Genomic DNA, 21,360 nt, shown 5'->3' with positions numbered 1-21,360 from the left:
TATCATGAGTAAAATTTCAAACAAAGACTTAATATCAAAATTTAAAGACTACGCAGACATAGCGGATGCTAGCTATGCTATGCTTCATTGGATAAACGAGAATGAAGACGACGGATGGTTTGATAAATTTAAAGAAAGAAAGCCTATGGAGGAATCTTTAACCCTCTCCTTTTTTTAATAAATTAACCTCTCTTAAAATTTAAAAAGCTATAATACAAACCGACACTAAAACCAAAGGATACCTAGTGAAATTTATCTTAAGCATATTAGCGGTATTAGCAATAGTATTTTTAGTCGGATGTAGTGCAAAGGATACTAGAGATAATAAACTAAGCAATAGTGAAATAACAAAGCTAGGCAAGAAATACGGAGGAGTATATGTGTTTAATAAGAAATTCGAAAAGGAAATAGATGATAGAGAGAGGGAGAGAAAAAACTATATGGATAATTTTTTTAAAACAAAGAAAGTTTTCAAGAAGGATGATTTAAAAGTCTTAGATAATACACTCCCCCAAACCCTCTCCAATGGCAAACAGTATTATCTAAGAAGTAACTATAGAGGAAAAGTGGTTATACCTGAAGAAGTATCTTTAAAAATCAAAAATTATATCGGAGAAAAAGCATACAAGCACTGCTCTATCGTAATAGAAGAATTTTATATAGACGATAACGAACAACTACAAGTCATATCGTTAAGCTTGATGTTTTATGTCGGCTACACAAAATTCGGTTTCTTCGGAGATGAGGGAAGAGGATTTTCTTTATCTAGGAAAGATGTTAAAACTTTGCCCGGTAACAATAAAATTTATATAGAAGATTTGGAAAAAAGATAATACTATGAGCGAAATTTCAAACAAAGACCTAATATCAAAATTTAAAGACTATGCAGACATAGCGGATGCTAGCTATGCTATGCTTCATTGGGTAAATGAAAACGAAGATGACGGATGGTTTGATAAATTTAAAGACGAACCACCTGCGAGGTGGAAATTTGCGGATTATACGACTAGGGGCGATACCTTAGAAGAAATTACTGAGAAGGCAAAAGATAATAATAGAAAAATCGGCGAACCCACCGCCTATGCCTTAGCTATAGAAGCTAGGTTTAATCAGGATATGGTTATAGAAAAACCGGAAGATGAGAGCAGCAACAGTAAAATAGATGAAAAGCCTGAAAAAAAACAAATAAACAATGAAATTCAAAGTTTTGTTCATAGGCCAAAAGATAAAGATAAACCCCCTTACATTTTCGTTAATCAAGAGAACAGACATCAGCTCTCCCTCCGCACCAAATCCTTCGTAAACCGTTACGAACTGCTTCATCACGTTAAAGACACTTCTATCACGGGGTATTCTTCCAGTGCTTTTTACGATAGTAAATTTAATAACTACGCGATAGGTTTTAGAGGTACGGAGATGAGCATAAAAGATTTGCTTATAACGGACGGTATGATAGCGCTTTTTGGCGCAGCGCTGGATCAGATAGTATCTCTTAAGATATTAAAAGATGAAATCTATAAAAGCATAGTTGATCATTACGATAAAAATTTTCTCGCAGCAAATTCAAATACAGTTAGCAATATGAATTCTCCGAATAATGACTCAAATTCAAACTTACGACCTAACTATGATAGCTCAAATTCGTCCATCGACTCAAATCAATCAAACGATAGCTCAAGCGTTTCGAGTTCTTTAAATTCTTCGTCCCGATCTTCTCAAGCGAGCACTTCTTTGCATTCTAGAGGCTCTTTAAGCGCTTCTTACGCCCTCATCCCTCCCATCGTAGTAGCCGGTCACTCGCTAGGAGGTCATCTGGCTCAAGCTTATTGCTCTATCTATCCAAACGACGTAAAGGAGCTATATACCTTTAATGCTCCGGGCTTTGGAGGCGTATGGATATCCTTGCCGGTTATCGCTTTTAGGTTTTTAGGCTTTATAGCCAAGGTCATATATAAAGGCATAAGGTGGGTAGCTAGGATACTGGACCCGTATGGCTTTATAGGCAGTATAGTTAGCGGCGTGTTTGATAAGATAAAAAGCTTCTTCGGCTTTGGCGGAGATAAAAAAGACGAGACTACGCTAAAAGAGTGCGTCCATCTCGTAAAGGAAAACAAAACGGCTTGCGAAGAGCTAAATAAGCAAAACGTAAGCACCAATATGAGTAAGGCGAGCAAGGGAGATACTCTGGGTATAGAGGTTCATCACATAGACTCTGTTATGCATAAAATTTACGACGAATACGACGAAGGATACTTTGATAGGCAAGAAGAGGATAAAAATACGTTTGGTCTAGATACCGTAAAAAGAGACGCCAATCAGGTATTTGAGCCAAGCATATCGGTCATCTCCGATCTGGGCCTTAGATACGGTATGGCAAACTATACGGAGAAATTCGACTATCAAAACACCTCCAAGCTTCATCTCATAAACGTGCTAAAGGCTTCTCACTTTATGAAGCAGCTAGTTGAGGGGCTATATCTGATGGAGTATCTTTTAAATCATAAAGAAAACGAAGCTAAGATAAAAGATAAAGATATAGCAGGAGCCCTAAACTACCTAAACGACTACATGCAAACCCTAGCCTCTCAGATACTGTTTTATAAAATTTATCTAAAAAACGTTCCGAGGCTAGGCAATATGGAAGAAGAAAAGATCTCAATCCTCGAAAGCGCAATATATCCCGTAAGCCTATACGTAAACGACTTTGGATACGATGATATCGGCGAGGCGCCTAATATAGAAGATCCTGTTAGCTGCCTGCTGGCCTATAAGCAAGATAATCTACTAATAAAAATAATAGACAAAGAAGATATCAAGGATATCAAAGCCAAAACCGTCGCCGCCGAGGTCATACAAGAGGATCTGAATTTGATGTTTGCGATCTATGGATGCAGATTTTTTACGCTAGATAAAAAGTTAAATTTAGAACAAGCAAAAGATAGACTCACGTATATATCCGATTTTTATAAAGATATAAGCTCATATATCCGCTCGAAAAAAGATAGCGAGGAGCTTGAAAAATGGATAGAGGCTAGGATAGAAATTTGTAAAAGCGCATATGAGCTTAAATTTGAAGGGTGGAGGTATCTATCTAACGACAAGAAGCGTTATTTGGTATTTACGAAAAAGTCAGGGAGCGCATATAAAAAAGAGATAGACGAGGATCAAAGAACCATAGTCCTGCCCGTCATCGAAGCGCTAGCGGATATGTCTAAGGAAGATAAAGAATATCAAGCAAAACAAGTCTTAAAGATGATAAGGTTTGAGCCTAGCGAGCTTATGCATATCTATCATAAAAACTGCGATATATTTTTAAAAAGCGAAAGTGTATTTGATATAAAGCAGATAGAAAAAGATATGAATTTAAGTTTTAAGTATCTAAACACCAAAGTCTTTATGATGAGTAAGCTTTTAACCGGAGGCGAAGAAAAAGTAGATCACGAGCTTTGTTTTAAAGAAGGATGCGACCGAGACGAAAAGGAAAACCAAGAAAATGCGAGCAAAATTTCCTCCGCGTTAAGCCCTTCTTCTCAAAACCAAGCCGACAAAGAGGGTAAAGAGGATGAAAATAGCGCTATGTATCTCTTTCAGCCGAGAGATACCGGTAGCGGCATAGGAAGACTAAATTTATTACATAAAAACGCACAGGCATGGCTACTAAACTACGATATAAAAGAGGACAGCCTAAATATCAAGCTAAAACCTGCCGGCAAAAAGGCAAAAGAGCTAAAGGGGCTAAATCAAATCGCTCCCGAAGATAAAGCTTTTGACGAAACGATCGTTAAAACCGGCGTCGCATATCTGCATCCGGTCATAGAAGACGATATCATAACCTGCGAACACGGCGGCAGGGTAGTGCTAAAAAGCGTAAGAGGAAGAACGATAAAATCAAGCGGTATACCTCTGATACTAGGATGCGATTTTATAAACACCCCTATAGTAGGTTGCAGGATAGCAAAATCTCCTTGCACTAGAGTGGCCTTTGTGCCAAGCGGCGCCCTAAGCCGAAAAACCGTAAACGGCGATCATGCCTTGATGCAAGATTTCGTAAATCTATGTAGGAGCAATAGAGGCTCTATACTAACCTGCGTTAGAAAATCAAACAAGCTTAAGATATCGGATCCTAGGGGTATCGGCGGCTCTTATATCTCAAATTCGGACAAAGATAGCGCTCATAGCAACTCTCCTTGCATAAGGCTGCATTTTAAAAACTACGCCTCGCAAAAAGACAATCTGCCCGTAAATATCTACTATCTAAACGATGCTAAATCTGAAAACAAAGAGGGCTTTAGTCAAATACGGCTAAATTTAAGCGAAGGTAAAAATCCAAGCGACGGCGAACTGGATAAAAAGCTAAAGCAAAACTACAACGAAGATCATAAATTTAAAGAATTTGAGCTACGCTACGGTATAAATACGATAAAGTTGGTATTTGTGATCCCAAACTCTCCTCAAAAGGCTTGCAAACAAGCATACAAAGATGCGGGCGAACCTGAGAGCGGGGTAGGATACTTCACTAGACTAGATAAATACGAAAGCCTAGATAAGTCGCAAAAAAGACCCGTGCATACGTTAGTGTTTTTCTCACCTTCATACGCCAAAAGCATAAAACTGCAAATCGCTAAAGGATTTGATAAAGACAATGAGTTAAGCCTAGATATATGCGAAGTAGTAATGCTAAGCGGGCAAGTTTAAATTTAAACGCAAGGAAGTAAAGTGCAAATAAGCGATATAAGAACAGTGCAGGATATAGAGACGCTGCTGAAAGAATTTGACAAGTATGCCAAGCAGTATAAATATATAACTTTTTATTGCAGAAATCTCAACAGCTTTTATCACAATGACGTATTGCAGCCAAATACTCTGGGCAGTATGATAATGCAAAGACTTTTTGATATGAGCCCAAACATACGAGAGACTTCGCGCGGCGGCAATAATATAAAAATAGTAACGCCGCGTTTCATAGATAAAAGCGCGCTCATAGACGGCAAAGAGACGATAAGAAACGGCAAATTTAACATTAGAAGACTAAACAAAGTTATAGAGGTACATACCGTAATAGACGAAGCAGATCCCATAGAAAAATTCGTTAAAGAACTAATAAACCTTGCAAACAAAAATAAAAAAGAGTATGAAAAGGTAAAAAATTTCACCGATGCGGCAAACGAACTCGTAAAAAACTACGACGCAAACAAATCTAGCATCCAAAGCAATTTGGACGAGCTGCAAAAAAGCATAATCGAAAAAGCCGAAGCGATACTAGAAAACGAGAAATTTGCGCCTAAAGAGGAAGTAAAAAAAAGCATAAGTAATACGTTTAATAAACTAAAAAGCAATATAGAAAAAACATCCAAGCAAACATACGGCTTTACGGTAAAAGAGCTGATAAAAGCGCTTGTTAGCATAATAGACTTTACGGAATTTAAAAAGACATTTAAGCCAGCAGCTCTGCTAATGTCTGCGGGAGATATTTATGAAACCGGTTCTAAGATATACGAGTATAGTAAAAAGAAAGGTTTTTATGCTTTTGCCGGACCCGCGGCAAATTTGCTTGCTAGCGAGTTTGGTTTTATCTTTGGACTTCTAAATTCGAACTCTCTTAGCAATATCGTGGTTTTTAAAACTCAGAACGGTGAAAGCGGAGGGTTTATAGATTTTTCGGGATTTGAGGCTTATGGACTAAATGCTCAAACAAACGTAGATGAGTATCTAGGCGTTTGCGGAGATTTTATATTTAACGAAAATAAAAAAGACGAGACGATGGATTTTAGAAACAATCCTCTCAAACCAAATTACTTACCGGGCAGCGCATATCAACTAAAAAATAATATGGAGTTAAGTATCGCGGACTTTTTTGATATCAGGGCAAAGATTCGTAAAGCTCAAAACGGAAACGTAAGTATTTATAAAAATACCGGAATGAATGAGAAAAATAGCTATAGCCTATATGAAGCCGTCGAAAATAGTATAGTATCAAACGGCGCGCACTTCGTATACATACAGCATCCGTTTTTTAACTCGTTAAAATTCGCAAATCTCATCCGGGATAAATCCGCTGCCGACAAAGACCGGGATACAAACAGCCTGCGATACGGAAAACTAGCCAAAAACTATCTCGTACTATCAAACGCCCCGTTTAAAACTAATGCTAAACTAAGCGAGTATATAGTAGAAACGGCGCTTAGCTATAAAATAAACGATGAAAATAACAGAAGCGGTAAGGACTCAAAGTTAATAAAACCCGACGACATAAGCCAAATAAAAGACTACAGCAAATACTCCATAAGCGTAAACGCAAAAGACGAAGAGGACTTGTATCTGCTAAATTTAAGCCCGTTCGTGCGTATATCAAAGGAGGAAATAAATCAAATAGAAAACGACATACGCAGATACGGTCGCGAGATCGCCTACAAAAACGGCTCTATAGATAGAAGATTAAAAAAATCCGAAATAGACGCTATTTTAAAAGAGTCTCATGAGCTAGTGATGAAGACCGGTTCTTTGCAGATGAAGCTAAGACACATAGATTCATTTTTCAGATCTCCTGCAGATATGGAAGATATAAAAGAAAAAGAAGAGGAATTTTTAAAAACAAGCATAAAAGAATTTGCCGATTATTTTCAAACTATAAATAAAAAGCACAAGGTAGAAGTATCTTATACGGAAGGTAACTCTCATAATATCGGCGCTTACGATAGTTTAACCGATGCAAAACGGTATATAGAAGGTCTTAGCCAAGATAGTGCTTTAGGGAAATACTCTATAACCAGCTACCCTCACTCCGCTATAGACATATTCCTTCTAGCTACGACCTTTTACGTCATCAGACAAAAATTCGACCAATCTTTGATCGAATTTAACTCTCCGGGTAGTTTTTTTCATATCGACAAAGGCGAGTACATAACTGTATACGACGAGCGATTCAGGCTTTTAAGCGACGATGCTTTTTTACAAACTAGCGAAGGTAAAAAGAAAATTTACTTTTTTAAGAAAACGATGCAAAACGCGAACGAGAAAGACGCCATATGTATAGAAGAGATAGTAGACGGCTTTGAAAACGGTTTCGTAGAAAACGGTATGCAGATATTTGAAGATAGCTTTTACGAGTTTTTTAAAGATTTCGAGAAAGAATACGGCGCAAATTTTCACGGCAAAGTGAGAGAAGATGAGCGGTGGGCGTATGAAGATCTAAAAAAAGCCCACGATAATGCTATGGCGCCGTTTAAGTCTGTCTCTATGAATGAAAATTATAAATTTTATATAGATATGTCTCTGGTTTCTATCACAGATGATATTTTAGAGGAGCTTTTTCCTTTTTACGGATATTTTGGAAGCGAAGGCTATGCAAATATAGCCAAAAGTATGACTAAATATATGTTTTCAAAAAGCAGCGTCAAAGAAATATTTATGGAAAATATCGGCGAGTTTAGGATATTTATGTCTTTAAGCTCCGAAAATATAAGGGCGATGATAGTAGACGAGAAAAGAGCCCAGAGCCTAACTAAAAAACTCGAGAGTAAGGCCTTTGCCGATATAGTCGAGATAAAAAAGAATACCTTCGCCTATTATGAAGTCACGGATAATCTTAATCCAAAAGACGCCTCGGCACACCTATCTAAATTGAAAAATATATCAAAAGAGTATCAAGCGGACATTCATAAAAGCGTAAGACTTAAAGCTATAGGCAAATTCTTTGTTAACTCCGCCGCAACCACCCTAAAAACCATAATAACCGGCAGCGGGTTAAATTTTATCCTAGATAGCCTCTACACCTCCGAATACGAAAAACAAAAACGTAAATACGAAGACATCTTATACAAATACTATACTCACAAATACGATGAACCTTACGCCGTAAAAAACATATCCCTAACTCCTATGAGTAAAGATACTAAAGAGTATCTTTACTATCCTATGCAAATTCACTCATCCTTTATGAACGTAGATTTAAAAAGAACGATCATAGGAGGAAGACTATCCAGCGGAGGACTAGACTATCATAAATTCTTTTATTACGACATAAACGACATCTATACGAAAACAAACTCCAGTCTATCTAAAAATATGCCATTAAATAAACTAATAGCCTATCTTTGTTTAGACGAACTAAGAACTACGTATAAAGACGATCAAAGCTTCTTTAACCATCTAAAAAACCACGATATGCCCTTTGAACCAAAAGAGCTTATGGTAGCAGAAGCAAAGAGACCTTTAGATATATCAAATAGTAGTTTTATGGATCATACGCAAAGAGGGAAAATTTACGAGATGTATAAAGAAGCTCAAAGAAGCGACGATGAAGCCGTGGGATTTGAATCCCCGATAGATAGCTACAACGAAGCTATGGAGATACTCCAAGACTTTAAAGAGGGTAACTTTAACACAGGTACTACCGACAAAGAGACAACAACTGATAACAAAGCAAGAAGACTACTGCAAGCCCTAGACGTAATAGGCACGAATAATATCAAGGGGCTTTATGTGGGGTGTAAGGACTATGCGGCGGATAAAAAGAGAAGAGATAGTAAGAAAGCGTCAGAAATTCCTCCGCGCCTAGTAGGACGATTGGCCACTACAATCATAATGGAAGACGGTTTGTTTTTGGGATAAGCCATGAAAAAGATACTTATACTATTAGCGGTATTAATTACTGCAACGATTACGATATATTACTTAAAAGGAAATGCTATGAATAATGAAACTTATACCGTGCTTACTCCAGACGGCAGAGAGGTTAAATTTGACAAAAAGACAAATTTATTAATTCCAAATAACGAAGAATATGAAAAGGTTAGAACAAGGCAAGACTACTTGGAAATCCAGTCAAAATTCCTTCTTCAAGCTCGTCAAATCCTCGACTCCTCTGCTTACAAAGACTACAAACCAAGCTACTTTAATCCAAATCCTAACGACTACGGACAAACGGAGTATCTATCCTTTGAGTCTTGGTATAAACTAAGCTTTAAATCAAATTCTAAAGAAATTTCTCCTTGGACTAAAAAAGAAAAAGCTTATTACGAAAGTTTAAAAGATAAAAGAGACAGATATATCTACCTGGTAAAAAGAAGCAATCTAAAATGCTCTATGATAGAAATACCCGATGATGCCATAGGAAGAGTAGATGAAAGAGGAAGACTAACCAAACCGGAATACAAAGAAATTTACGATACGGTGGAGAGAAATAAAAAAACCCTAAAGTCAAATTTGTTTATAGGAGAATGGGGTATATGTGCAGGAATACTAGGGGATGTTACAGCTCTTGGAAGCGGAGGAAGCGGAGGATTTAAGGCAAGGAAATTTCAAAGAGTATTCTTAGCCGCTCAGTTAGGAGAAGTAAAAGCTTTAAAGTATTTATCCGATGCTTTTAAATATTACACTTATAATATAGGATTAAACAAAAACCTATCCCGCTCCTTAGAATACAAAGCCTTATATGAAAATCCTCCCCTAGACGAATACGGTATGATACCTTATCTGGATGAGATAATAGGGAGTGATTTTATTATGGATTTTTCAAAAAGCGGAGTTGCACTAGATCCAGATGGCGGAGTAATGAGGTATTTTAGGGAACAAGTAGAAGAAAAGGGTAAATTTTTAGATCCAAGGGATGCAGACGCAAACGAGAAAACCAGGGAAGAATTTGTAAAAGCCGTCGAAGAAGCCCTAAAAGACGAAGCATTGCCGTATGACGTAGCGGAGCCAGACGAAAAGGAATACAAGCAGGTCATCTTAAATAGAGATATTAATATCCTCGAATCCAAAATAATGTCCCTAACTCCTCCCGAAGGATATCCTAACGCACCGTATTATAACACTCCCGAAGAACTAAAAAGAATGTATAAATCGGGCAAACTGGATAAAAGACTAAATCCTTTAACTCCTACTATGTATAAACCAAGCTTTCCAAAAGATCTGAAAGACAAGATAGAGGAGTATGCCAAAGAGCATAATATCAAGGATTGAATAAATTTGAGCGCAATTACTTTAAATTTATCCAAAAGAGACCAAGAGACCCTTTGTGCCGCAACCACCCTAAAAACCATAATAACCGGCAGCGGGTTAAATTTTATCCTAGATAGCCTCTACACCTCCGAATACGAAAAACAAAAACGTAAATACGAAGACATCTTATACAAATACTATACTCACAAATACGATGAACCTTACGCCGTAAAAAACATATCCCTAACTCCTATGAGTAAAGATACTAAAGAGTATCTTTACTATCCTATGCAAATTCACTCATCCTTTATGAACGTAGATTTAAAAAGAACGATCATAGGAGGAAGACTATCCAGCGGAGGACTAGACTATCATAAATTCTTTTATTACGACATAAACGACATCTATACGAAAACAAACTCCAGTCTATCTAAAAATATGCCATTAAATAAACTAATAGCCTATCTTTGTTTAGACGAACTAAGAACTACGTATAAAGACGATCAAAGCTTCTTTAACCATCTAAAAAACCACGATATGCCCTTTGAACCAAAAGAGCTTATGGTAGCAGAAGCAAAGAGACCTTTAGATATATCAAATAGTAGTTTTATGGATCATACGCAAAGAGGGAAAATTTACGAGATGTATAAAGAAGCTCAAAGAAGCGACGATGAAGCCGTGGGATTTGAATCCCCGATAGATAGCTACAACGAAGCTATGGAGATACTCCAAGACTTTAAAGAGGGTAACTTTAACACAGGTACTACCGACAAAGAGACAACAACTGATAACAAAGCAAGAAGACTACTGCAAGCCCTAGACGTAATAGGCACGAATAATATCAAGGGGCTTTATGTGGGGTGTAAGGAGTACTATGAATATAAAAACAGCACGGTAAAAGAACCTCCTAAAAAAACTCCACCTAGATTGATTGGTCGTCTAGCAACTACCATAATAATGGAAGATGGTTTGTTTTTGGGATAATACTGTGAAATTTAGTAAATTTAAAATTTTATTTTTAAGTATAGTAATAATGGTTGCAATGGTAGGAATAATAGCAATAAATGAAGGAGAATCAATGGAAGTATATGTAGTAATAGCACCTGATGGGCAGGAATTGAAATTTGACAAAAATACAAATTTGCTTATCCCTAATAATAAAGCCTATAAGTCTGTTAGAACAAATCCTGAATATCTTAAAATTCAGTCAAAATACTTACTAGATGCTAGAGAAATCCTCGACTCCTCTGCTTACAAAGACTACAAACCAAGCTACTTTAATCCAAATCCTAACGACTACGGACAAACGGAGTATCTATCCTTTGAGTCTTGGTATAAACTAAGCTTTAAATCAAATTCTAAAGAAATTTCTCCTTGGACTAAAAAAGAAAAAGCTTATTACGAAAGTTTAAAAGATAAAAGAGACAGATATATCTACCTGGTAAAAAGAAGCAATCTAAAATGCTCTATGATAGAAATACCCGATGATGCCATAGGAAGAGTAGATGAAAGAGGAAGACTAACCAAACCGGAATACAAAGAAATTTACGATACGGTGGAGAGAAACGTTAATACTTTAAAATCAAGACTGTTTTCGGGAGAGTGGAGAGTATGCGCAGGGATATTGGGAGATAAAAGAGCATTTGCTTCAGCTACAGTACTTAATAACTCGGGCTTTAAATCAAGAGCTAGACAATCGGTATTCTTAGCCGCTCAGTTGGGGGAAGTAGATGCTTTAAAAGTATTGGCTAGATATTTCTCTACGTCTGCTTATATGTCGGGATCAAACAAAAACCTATCCCGCTCCTTAGAATACAAAGCCCTCTACGAAAATCCTCCCCTAGACGAATACGGTATGATACCTTATCTAGATGAGATAATAGGGAGTGATTTTATTATGGATTTTAATAGGGGAGGGATAGCTATTAATCCAGATGGTTCTTTGCATAGGGAAATTAAGAGGTTGGTAGAAAGTGAAGGCAAGCTTTTAGACCCTAGAGATATAGATGCAAATGAAACAACTAGAGAAGAATTTGTTGAATACCTAAAAGAAGCAAAAGATGCACATATGGATAGATTTGAGATACCGGGCTTTCCAAAAGAAATGACCGCTAAAGACATCTCCCTCTACATCGACTCCACCATCCTCGAATCCAAAATAATGTCCCTAACTCCTCCCGAAGGATATCCTAACGCACCGTATTATAACACTCCCGAAGAACTAAAAAGAATGTATAAATCGGGCAAACTGGATAAAAGACTAAATCCTTTAACTCCTACTATGTATAAACCAAGCTTTCCAAAAGATCTAAAAGACAAGATAGAGGAGTATGCCAAAGAGCATAATATCAAGGATTAAATAAATTTGAATAATTTAGGCAGACCCGTTAATCAAGCCTGCTTAAATCTCGAGAGGATTATTTTTTTGAGATATAGCTTTCTAGAGCCTTTAGCACTAGGTATTCAAAGGCCTCTTTTTTCTCCTGGGTGCTTTTGGTGACGGCTCCGGATAGGTACTTGAAAAACGAGTTGTTTTCTACTATATCATACATATGAGAGTATAACTCCTTGCATACTAGTTGTAATAAGACGGAGTTTATTAGCTTTGTAGAGTCGGTTAGCCGTATGGTAGATAGTATGGCTTCCAGATCGGCTACGCTTAGAGTAGCGGAATTTGACTCTATCGTATTTGGCATGATTTCGCTTCTGAGCTGGGCTAATAGCTTTTGCGTTAGATCGTTTAATGTTTGCGAAGATAGCATATTTTGCGTGAAAGGCTTTGGGGCGTATGCGGGATTTGGCTCGGGCGCCTTTGGGGAGGGGTCGTTTTTTATGTAAAATTCGTCGTCTTCTTTCGGGAATATATTGATATCGGGCTGTTCTTTGAAATCAACATTTGAAAGTTTGCCTCTAGGCTCAAGATACACATCATCAAGCTTATCGAAATTCGGCGTATTTTCTATGAGTTTTTGCGTTTTAATTGCGTATTCTTCTAGTTTTGAGGGATTTATGAACATAAGCTTTAAGCCTCCCGCCCTAAACACGTCCCCTTCATTAACGACCGTTTCATAGTCGCTTGCGATCTTTGAGAAAGAATCTGCGTAAAATATATCGCAGTTTTCGTATGAGGATATCGTAAAAAAGCCTTCTTCATAACCTATTCTGGCATGTTTAGCGTGGATGCTTCCGTTTGCATCTTGGCATCTGAAAGTCGCGCTACTGTCGCTCCCTATATCGCCGCCGTTTTCATCAAAGATATAAAATTTAGATGAATAGTTTGCGGCATTTTCTAAATTTTGTATAGTGACGGCCATCTGCTCCATGATCTTCCTTAATTTAAAATATTTTTAGGCAACTTAAATGAAGATATATTTCTTAAAAGTTCCATTAATTCGGCATTATTAGGCGTTACGTCAAACCCGAAGTAATATTTTTCTTGCGGATTAAGATAAAGCGAATATTTGCCTTGCTCGGAGTTATAGATCGAATTTCGCAAAAGTCTATGCCAAGCCCACTCGCCGCTAAACGTTTTTTGCTCGATCTTATTGCCATTTTGAAATTTGGCTATAAATTTGATCTGTGCGGAGGTGTCAAAGTCTTTAGGCGTTATGTATAGACTTGACGGTATCGTGTGATCATAAGTTATACTTTTGTCGTTTACCGATGAAACGCTGATATTACTAAAATCTGCCGATAAATCAATAGCTTTAATATAAAAGTTGATTTTTATCTCATCGTTTAGATCAAGCACGGTATTTGCGATATTGTCTATCACGGATATGTTTTCAAGGAAGCTTTTGCTAAATTTAAAATCCTTGGCATATGCCGATCTAACCCTATAGCCGTTTGATCCTTTGCTCAAAATTTTCTTCAAAAATCTATCATAAAACTGATTCCAAGCTCCGTTTTTCCCGAAAAATGCTTTAAACGATTGTATGCTCACGGACTGCGCCGCCGTCTCGTCAAAAGGATAAAACGGCCTAATCTCGTTTGTATAAAGGCTGTAAATTTCATCCTGCCACGCCGTATTTAAAAAAGTAGAAGCGCCTGATTCTACTTGTTTCCAGGATAGTTTTGATACTTGCTGATAATAGTTCATAAGCTCTTTTGGCAGCATTTTTGAGTCGTTATTTAAAACTATAAATGGATCATTTTCGTTTTTGACTCCACCTATTACATAAGTGATTTTGTCGTTTTCGCTTTGTAGCATCTCGTAGTTAAAATCAAGGATTTTTTTATGGATTTTGGATACGTCGTCGCTTATGGTATTTAGTATGCCGTTTTCTTTTGAGCTGTCGCTTAATGCATGATACGAGCTAAAATCCGAGCTAAAATTTGAAAATAATTTTCTAATCTCGGTAGAAGGATAACCAAGGCCGTATATATATTTTAAGAAAGTTTCGTCGGTTAGAAGAGTGTTCGTGTTTAATGTATTTACAAGCGAATTTACCGGATTTTCAACCTTTGATAAAATTTCCAATTCGTCTAGCGTTTCTTTTCTCGAGTTAAATTTTTTGGGCGTTATGCCTCCTATGACGGTTATCCATCTGGAGCGATATTTTTGTAGATATAGGTTGGCTATACTTAAACGTAGATTAGTTTTATCCTCGTTTGTGTCGAAGTTGCTTGCTCGCTCGTTTTGAAATAGCCATTTTTCAATATTTGCCGAGTCGTCTATATAGGAGCTTAAATTTGACAAAAACTCCCTCATACCGTCTTTTGTATAAATTTTATTAAACGGCTCGAAAGCGTTACTGTTTTCTATGACGTTGTCTATGCCTGCGATCTCTTTTTTTATATCGTAAAATTCTTTTTCGTTTTTATATGATATGAATTCCAAAAGAGAGTAGAGCCTCTCTAGCCTTTCTACTTTTATAAGTTTGTCGCCGGCTACTTTGATAGAATTTAAATTTTGATATATATCTTTTAAGTCGGCATTTAATACGCTATCCGCATGGGATAAAAAGTCATCTTGATTTATATTGTATTTTTCAAATTTAGACCAATTGGTCTTGATCCAAATTTTAAATAAATTAGCATTTATAAAATCTTTATCAAACAACGACTGATACATATAAAAGGCTTTTATGAGATTGTCGGGGTTTGTCTCGGTTTCTAGCATATTTTCCATCTCGACAAGGATGGTATTTTTAAGAAAATCTATCGTCAGCTCCGTATATAAGTCTTTAGCGGACTCAAAGCCTTTGTAGGATATATCCAAAAGCGGATATTCAAATTTGGTATCCCCCGAAAAAAGTCTAGGATATATTCTTAGAGTATCTTTTAGATTGCGCAACAATTCTATTTTTTGAGTAGGCGTATAATCTTTGTATTTTTGGCCGTCAAGCAAGGTGGATATCGAAAGCATAGCATTTTGCGCTTCCAGTTCTTTCGCCGATTTTAAGTTTATAAAATGGCTGCATGCAAAGTAGGTGGCAACGCAAACAAGAGCTATCGATGCGAAATTTAAAATTTTTGTACTTAGGCTTTTGTTTAAATTCGGATTTGCCAGATGGCCTTTAAAAACAATATCTTTTAGTAGCGATTTAACAAAATAACTTTGCTTACTGTAGTTATTAAGGGCTCTAGCTAGCGGCTTTTTGATCCCATATCTATCGCACACCGTATTTACCAGATAGTTTATAGGTATATTTTCTTGAAATGCGCTAACAAAGTAAACGCCTTTAATCGGCGAGCTATTTTTCAATGAATTTTCGTCTTTTAGTTTTAAAGCAAAGTCGCTCACGAGTGCAAACAGGTTATCTAGCTGCTTTAAAAATAAATATGAGCGTTTTTTGTCTTCGAGGGAGTGAGAAAGGGAGTTTTTGCTCATTATGTTATAAAGTAACGAGCGACTTAGTTCTTTAAAATCATTGTCCAGATCGTCTTTATTAAAGGTATTTGACAAGCTGAGACCAAAAGCTTTATTTGCGATATCGTCTTTGAAAAGTTTAAAGTAATCCCCCATACCTTCAACTAGGTCGAGTTTGCTAAATACCACATAAATAGGAAATTTTATTTTCAAGCTATTTTCGCAGTCGTTTACTCTTTTTACCAGATATCTTATTAGATCGTTTGAGTACTCTTTTGGATTTTCTAAAAACTGCTGAGTATCCACTATCAAAATAGCGCCGCCTAACTTAGAGTGAAAAATATTTTTATTTAAGAAATTTAAAAATTCTTTCCATATGTTCTTTTTAAGGAGGAAGTCTTTGTTTTTTTCTACATCATCCTCGGGAAGCTCGTCCGTTGAGGACGGATTAAATAAAACTTCTTGCGCAAAATGAACGCCTTCGGTATCTATAAGCGCTCCGTTTTTTGATATGTAAAGGTTGAAATTCGTCGTGCTTTGGTGTATCTTTTTGTAAGTATCAAGGCTATCTCCAAGCGGGTATTCTATATTGGAATAATTAATAAAAGCGCTTTTGCCCGCTCTTTCATTTCCTATTATCATAACAAGCGGTATTTTTTTAAATTTTATATCGTTTTTCCAAGTATTTTTTGCATCTTTTACGGATATGAAAAAATTTCTTTTTGCTTTATTTACGGACTCGTTTGATACCTTTTTTATCTCTTTTATTTGCTGCCTTTTGTCATCTTTCATAGAAGAGAAAAATTTGATCGTTGCGCGCAAAGCGAAAATAACGAATGCAATTAGCCAAAAAATACAAAGAGCTATTATCCTCGATGATGTATTTGCAAAAATATATACGTCGTTAAAAGCTATATCGGGGCTATACCGCCAAAACAGAATACTAATCGCAATAAGCGAGATAAAAATAGAAACGCCTTTTATTTTAAAAACACTAAGAATTCTAGATATGAATGAGAGAGACAACTTTACCACCGATCCGAGATTTGATTAAATAGTTGTTTGATTATATCACAACTTCTTAAAATTTAAAACGAGTACTCAATTTAAAATAGCGAAATATCATGAGTATAACCTAAAAAACATCAAATAAGAGTCTTTTTTGTTTTTTCCTATTATGGAGCTGTAGCCTAACTTGCTATGAGAATCATCTCCTAGTTTGAGATTCATTTTGGGAGAATATTTTATGCTTATATATAAATCCACGGCAAATTCATTATTTGTAAGAAAAATCACGCTTTCTTTCAGCTTGTCGTGCTTTTGCCCTTTAGGAAAATATTTAACGGCTTCATCGTAATTTATATCTTTTATATAAATAGCCATTTTACTTTGATAGTCCAGAACCCTTTTGCCTAATATAAAATTTTTACTTAAAGAGTTATTTAATTTACCTAAATAGCTGCGTTGTTTTGGGTCTATAACTACTTGATGCGGGATATTTTCCAATATAAAAAGTTTATTTTTAAGATTAAAGTTGTATTCCAATACTCTTTGTATTTGTAGCTTTGGTCTCCTTAGGCTCAGGAGTAGCGGCGCAAATGGCAGATAAGCCCTGGCTACCTCTTTGTCGTCTATGCCTAAAATATTAAATAATATGGCCGAAATTCTATCGCTAAAATCTTTTTTAAAAGATTTGGGATAATTTTGCATAGATATGCTCTCAAAAAATATCCATAGCAAATAATTATTAAAAAAATCAAAAAATAATTTCCAATTTTCGTTATCGCTTCTTGAAAATTTATCCAGCATATAGCTTGGTAATTGCGAAGAGCTGCCGTATAGCCCCATAAAATTTACCATTATTTCTAAGAAATTTTTCTTTTCTTCATTGTTTAGCTTGGCGTATTCTATTTCTTTATTGGGGTGGCCTAGTTTCGAGCTATTTCTTAAAACGATATCGTTTTTGTCATAGTCGTTTAAGGCTTTTTTAATAAGCCTATAAAAAGAAGTTTCGCTCGCTAATTTCACAGCAATGCTTTATTGCCGCTATAAAGCGGATAGTCTATCGTTATTTTGCTTTGGACGCATTTTACCTTTAGCTCGCAAAATGAATTTATAGAAGCGAAGCTGGATAGAAATTTGGATAAAACCAATCCCGCGATATAAACTTCCCCTATGCTATAAAATTTGCTTTCGTCTATATAAAATATGCATAGCGTGCCTTTTTTCGTCATATGCCCGTCTATTCTATAGATAGATTTGGTTTTTATGTCTTGTAGCGAGCTTGCCAGGATTTTAGATATCGGGCTATCGCCGAATGAAAAGGCGTCTAATACGGCTAGGAATGATTTTTTTTCGAGTATGGTTTGATAACTAAAAGATAGTATGGATACGAGCCGCCAAAGCAAATTTCCGTCTATCGCAACTTTTTGCATAGATGTGGGGACGGTAATATTTTTTGTATTAATTTCCGGCTGGGCAGGAAAGTCGTTTATGTCTGATATTTTGAGCTCGGACGGTAAATTTCCATTGCAGCACAGGGTCTCTACGGTTACCGTCTGCTCCTTTTGAGAGTTAGAAAAAAACGATATCTCTTTGAACAAATTTGAATCGCCGTCCGTCCTATCGCTTAAAGAATAAAAATCATCTATATTTTCGCCGTTAAAGAAATTAAATCGTTCAAAACTTTTGTAGTTTTTTAGCACTCTTCTGCCCGTATCGCTATTATGAGCGACTACTTTAGTAACTTGAACTATATCGTAAGCATCGATCTTTGCCCTGTCTAAAAAAATCCTATGGCCGTTTTTTTTATTGTTATTTAATATAGGCTCCGCACTCATCTCGAATAAATTTATAATAGGAGTAGAAGATAAAGAAAAATGCTCGACTCTTGGGATATAGCCGTTTGGAAGATCTCTATCAAATACAAATTTGATAGTAAAATTTCTAGAACCGGAAGATTTAAGCATATCCAAATTTTTTATCGTTATAAAATTAAATTTATACGGCATAAAAAACAGTTCTTGCAAAAGAGCAAATGCTTCAAAACCAAAATCTTCATAATCGAGCAGTTTATCGCTAAGCCCCATAACCTCGATCGACGAAGTAGGAATATTAAACGTTTCATCGCTATCGGAACAAAATACGATGATTTTTTTTAGATATGTTTTCATCCACATAACTAGCGTAGAGGACATATATACGTCGTTGCCTAGGTATAAATTTATACGGTTCATATCGATATCGGACAACCTTGCTTCATCTTTTGTGATATTTAATTCTAAATTTAAAACATAATCGCTTTTATTATTGCTTAAATAGGTCTTATTTATTTTTAAAGGATACAAATAGACGTCATACGCGGTTTTAAATTTGCATTTTACGTCATTAACAGGCTTGGAAACGACGACCGAGCCTTTTGGTACGATTGTGCTATTTTTCTTGCTATCGCTTTTTAAAGAAAATTCTTGAATACATACCGAAGGTACCGGGTTGGTATAGTTTGGCGATACGATATTTATAAGGGATTCGGCGATTAGCGGTATATTTTCATCGAGCTCTTGATGGATTTTGGATGTAAGTATGGCTACGTTTTCTATTATTCTTTCAACATCGGGATCTTTGCTATCGGCATTTAAAAACGGCGCTACTTTTGGAAATTTTTCTATAAAAAGTTCTCTCATTTCGTAAAGATAGGCCATTTCTTTACGAAAATATAATACGTTATTTTCGTTTTTTTTCATCATAAAACCTCACAATACCTATTATTGCGAAAAGTTACTTTTATGGCAAATTCCTTAAAAGCGTCGTTTTGTCTAGTATATCTTATATTAAAAGTTAATTGCCACGGCTTTAAAGAATCGTCATAATCTATGGCAACTATGTTGATTCTATTTTCATATTTTTTAATGAGGCCGTATATTTCTTTTCCCATCAGTTGACAAAGTTCGTGTGAATCGATATTTAAAAAAGACATATCCGGAAGGCTTGAGCCTTGTATGGTTATGCAGTCGTCAAATTTGGAATTTAAAAGTATGCTTATGTTTTCTTTTATATCGTTTAAAATATCTTGGCGATAGGGCTTGTCTGCATTTTCTTCATTTAATGTATGTAAAACCCTATCGCTTAATGACATAGTCCGCCTAAATTTATTCTTTATCTAGTTTTCCGACTAGAGATAACTCAAAATTTGCACCCATAAATTTAAAGTGCGGTCTGGCTAGCAGCTCTATTTTATACCAGCCGGGCTCGCCGGGGATGTCGTTTACGTTTATCTTGGCGCTTCTAAAAGGCCTTCTGCTTCTTACGTCTGCAGGCGGATTTTCCTGATCGGAAATGTATTGCCTTAGCCACTCGTTTAAGCCGCGCTCTACGTCGGCCCTTTCTTTCCATGTGCCTATTTCCTCGCGCTGTAAAACTTTGAGATAGTGAGCCAAGCGGGATATTAAAAATATATAAGGCAACTGCGTGCCTAGTCTAAAATTCGTTTCAGCCTGTTTTCCTTCCGGAGTATTTGGAAAAATTTTAGGTTTTAGAGCCGAATTTGCTGAAAAGAACGCGGCGTTGTTGCTATCTCTACGCAAAGTAAGAGTAATAAATCCGTTTTCGGAAAGCTCATACTCCCTTCTATCGGTTATTAAGACTTCGGTTGGGATTTTCGCCTGTACGCTACCGTAGTTTTCATAAAGATAAGTAGGCAGATCTTTGACCGCTCCGCCGCCTTTTGGGCCTATTATATTACCGCACCATCTAAAATCGGCGAAACTCTCCGTTAGTCTTGTGGCGAGCGTGTATGCCGAATTGCCCCAAAGTAAGTGATCGTGAGAGCCTTCCACGTTTTCCTTATAATTAAAGCTTTTTATCGGATTATCCTCCGGCAAATAAGGCGAGCGAGTTAAAAATCTGGTTGCCAGCAGGCCTACGTATTTTGCGTCCTCGTTTTCCCTAAAAGTTCTCCACCTAGTGTATTGAGGGCCTTCGAGCATACTTTTCATATCTTTTATGTTTTCCAGCTCGGCGTAGTTTTCTAGGCCGAAGAATTTTGAGGATAAGGACGTCAGAAACGGGGAGTGACTCATTGCGGCGATGGAGGACATCTTGTGTAAAAACGTCATATCGGTATTGGTTTTGTCAAGCTCGTAATCGCCTATGATCGCGCCTATCGGCTCTCCGCCGAACTGGCCGTATTCTTGGGAGTAAATTTGCTTATACATTACGCTTTGCGTGATATCCAAATTTGAATCAAAATCCTCAAGAGCTTCTTCTTTGGTTATATCGGAGAGGACGATTTTTATATTTTCGTTAAAATTTGTTCTCTCTACTAAAAAGCGGATACCTCTCCAAGTAGACTCAAGTTTTTGAAAATCTTTATTGTGAAGTACTTCGTCCATTTGCTTTGACAAAAGATCGTCTATGTGGGCTATCATTTCATCAAGAGCGAGTTTATTTATCTTCTCTTCAGGGTTTTCGGATGTTACTATATTTGAGATAAATTCCGCTACGCCTTTTTTTACTATGCTATAGCTTTCATCGTCTTTGGAGTACTTGCTTTTCTCCATAATGCTTTCGATAATCGGCGTTTTAACTTTTACTTCTTGCATTTTACT

General features: G+C 36.5%; 13 protein-coding genes. 7 read left to right on the top strand and 6 right to left on the bottom strand.

The window, feature by feature from the left end; translation table 11 throughout:
* Nucleotides 1-4 precede the first annotated feature (4 nt).
* The 7 genes from CRECT_RS11085 to CRECT_RS11055 all read left to right on the top strand — a co-directional run bounded on the left by CRECT_RS11085 (nucleotide 5) and on the right by CRECT_RS11055 (nucleotide 12,301).
* Entirely contained in the window at nucleotides 5-178 is a 174-nt protein-coding gene (locus tag CRECT_RS11085; RefSeq protein WP_171992744.1) for a hypothetical protein, read from the top strand.
* Between the two features lie 67 nt (nucleotides 179-245).
* Complete coding sequence (locus CRECT_RS11080; RefSeq protein ID WP_039888745.1) at nucleotides 246-833, top strand: hypothetical protein; 588 nt, start codon at nucleotides 246-248, stop codon at nucleotides 831-833.
* Nucleotides 834-837: 4 nt separating this feature from the next.
* Nucleotides 838-4,695, top strand: a complete 3,858-nt coding sequence (locus tag CRECT_RS11075) for an alpha/beta hydrolase family protein (RefSeq protein WP_002946129.1) — start codon at nucleotides 838-840, stop codon at nucleotides 4,693-4,695.
* Between the two features lie 21 nt (nucleotides 4,696-4,716).
* Entirely contained in the window at nucleotides 4,717-8,610 is a 3,894-nt protein-coding gene (locus CRECT_RS11070; protein ID WP_171992743.1) for a hypothetical protein, read from the top strand.
* 78 nt (nucleotides 8,611-8,688) lie between these two features.
* Nucleotides 8,689-9,963: a thioredoxin reductase gene (locus CRECT_RS11065; RefSeq protein WP_227932297.1), complete on the top strand. Its 1,275-nt coding sequence runs from the start codon at nucleotides 8,689-8,691 to the stop codon at nucleotides 9,961-9,963.
* A gap of 6 nt (nucleotides 9,964-9,969) precedes the next feature.
* A complete protein-coding gene (locus CRECT_RS11060) occupies nucleotides 9,970-10,926 on the top strand; it encodes a hypothetical protein (RefSeq protein ID WP_171992741.1) in 957 nt (318 codons plus the stop codon).
* A 4-nt stretch (nucleotides 10,927-10,930) separates the two neighbouring features.
* Nucleotides 10,931-12,301: a thioredoxin reductase gene (locus CRECT_RS11055; protein WP_227932294.1), complete on the top strand. Its 1,371-nt coding sequence runs from the start codon at nucleotides 10,931-10,933 to the stop codon at nucleotides 12,299-12,301.
* 58 nt (nucleotides 12,302-12,359) lie between these two features.
* On the opposite strand, the gene CRECT_RS11050 is transcribed toward CRECT_RS11055, so the two are convergent.
* The 6 genes from CRECT_RS11050 to tssC form a co-directional block, all read right to left on the bottom strand.
* Nucleotides 12,360-13,265 (bottom strand): hypothetical protein, encoded by a 906-nt coding sequence (locus CRECT_RS11050; protein ID WP_002945794.1) that lies wholly within the window; start codon nucleotides 13,263-13,265, stop codon nucleotides 12,360-12,362.
* A gap of 8 nt (nucleotides 13,266-13,273) precedes the next feature.
* The gene (gene tssM, locus CRECT_RS11045; RefSeq protein ID WP_227932292.1) at nucleotides 13,274-16,789 is read right to left on the bottom strand and encodes a type VI secretion system membrane subunit TssM; all 3,516 of its coding nucleotides are present in this window, start codon (nucleotides 16,787-16,789) and stop codon (nucleotides 13,274-13,276) included.
* 87 nt (nucleotides 16,790-16,876) lie between these two features.
* Nucleotides 16,877-17,782, bottom strand: a complete 906-nt coding sequence (locus tag CRECT_RS11040) for a type VI secretion system baseplate subunit TssG (protein WP_002945792.1) — start codon at nucleotides 17,780-17,782, stop codon at nucleotides 16,877-16,879.
* Complete coding sequence (gene tssF, locus CRECT_RS11035; protein ID WP_002945789.1) at nucleotides 17,779-19,497, bottom strand: type VI secretion system baseplate subunit TssF; 1,719 nt, start codon at nucleotides 19,495-19,497, stop codon at nucleotides 17,779-17,781. Before tssF ends, CRECT_RS11040 begins: the two co-directional genes overlap by 4 nt.
* Nucleotides 19,497-19,889, bottom strand: coding sequence for a GPW/gp25 family protein (locus tag CRECT_RS11030; protein ID WP_002945788.1), 393 nt, complete (start codon nucleotides 19,887-19,889; stop codon nucleotides 19,497-19,499). Before CRECT_RS11030 ends, tssF begins: the two co-directional genes overlap by 1 nt.
* A gap of 13 nt (nucleotides 19,890-19,902) precedes the next feature.
* A complete protein-coding gene (gene tssC / locus CRECT_RS11025) occupies nucleotides 19,903-21,354 on the bottom strand; it encodes a type VI secretion system contractile sheath large subunit (protein WP_002945798.1) in 1,452 nt (483 codons plus the stop codon).
* Between the last annotated feature and the right edge of the window lie 6 nt (nucleotides 21,355-21,360).

It is taken from the genome of Campylobacter rectus (assembly GCF_004803795.1).
Taxonomy (GTDB): Bacteria; Campylobacterota; Campylobacteria; order Campylobacterales; family Campylobacteraceae; genus Campylobacter_A; species Campylobacter_A rectus.
This window is presented reverse-complemented; position numbering and strand designations above follow the sequence as displayed.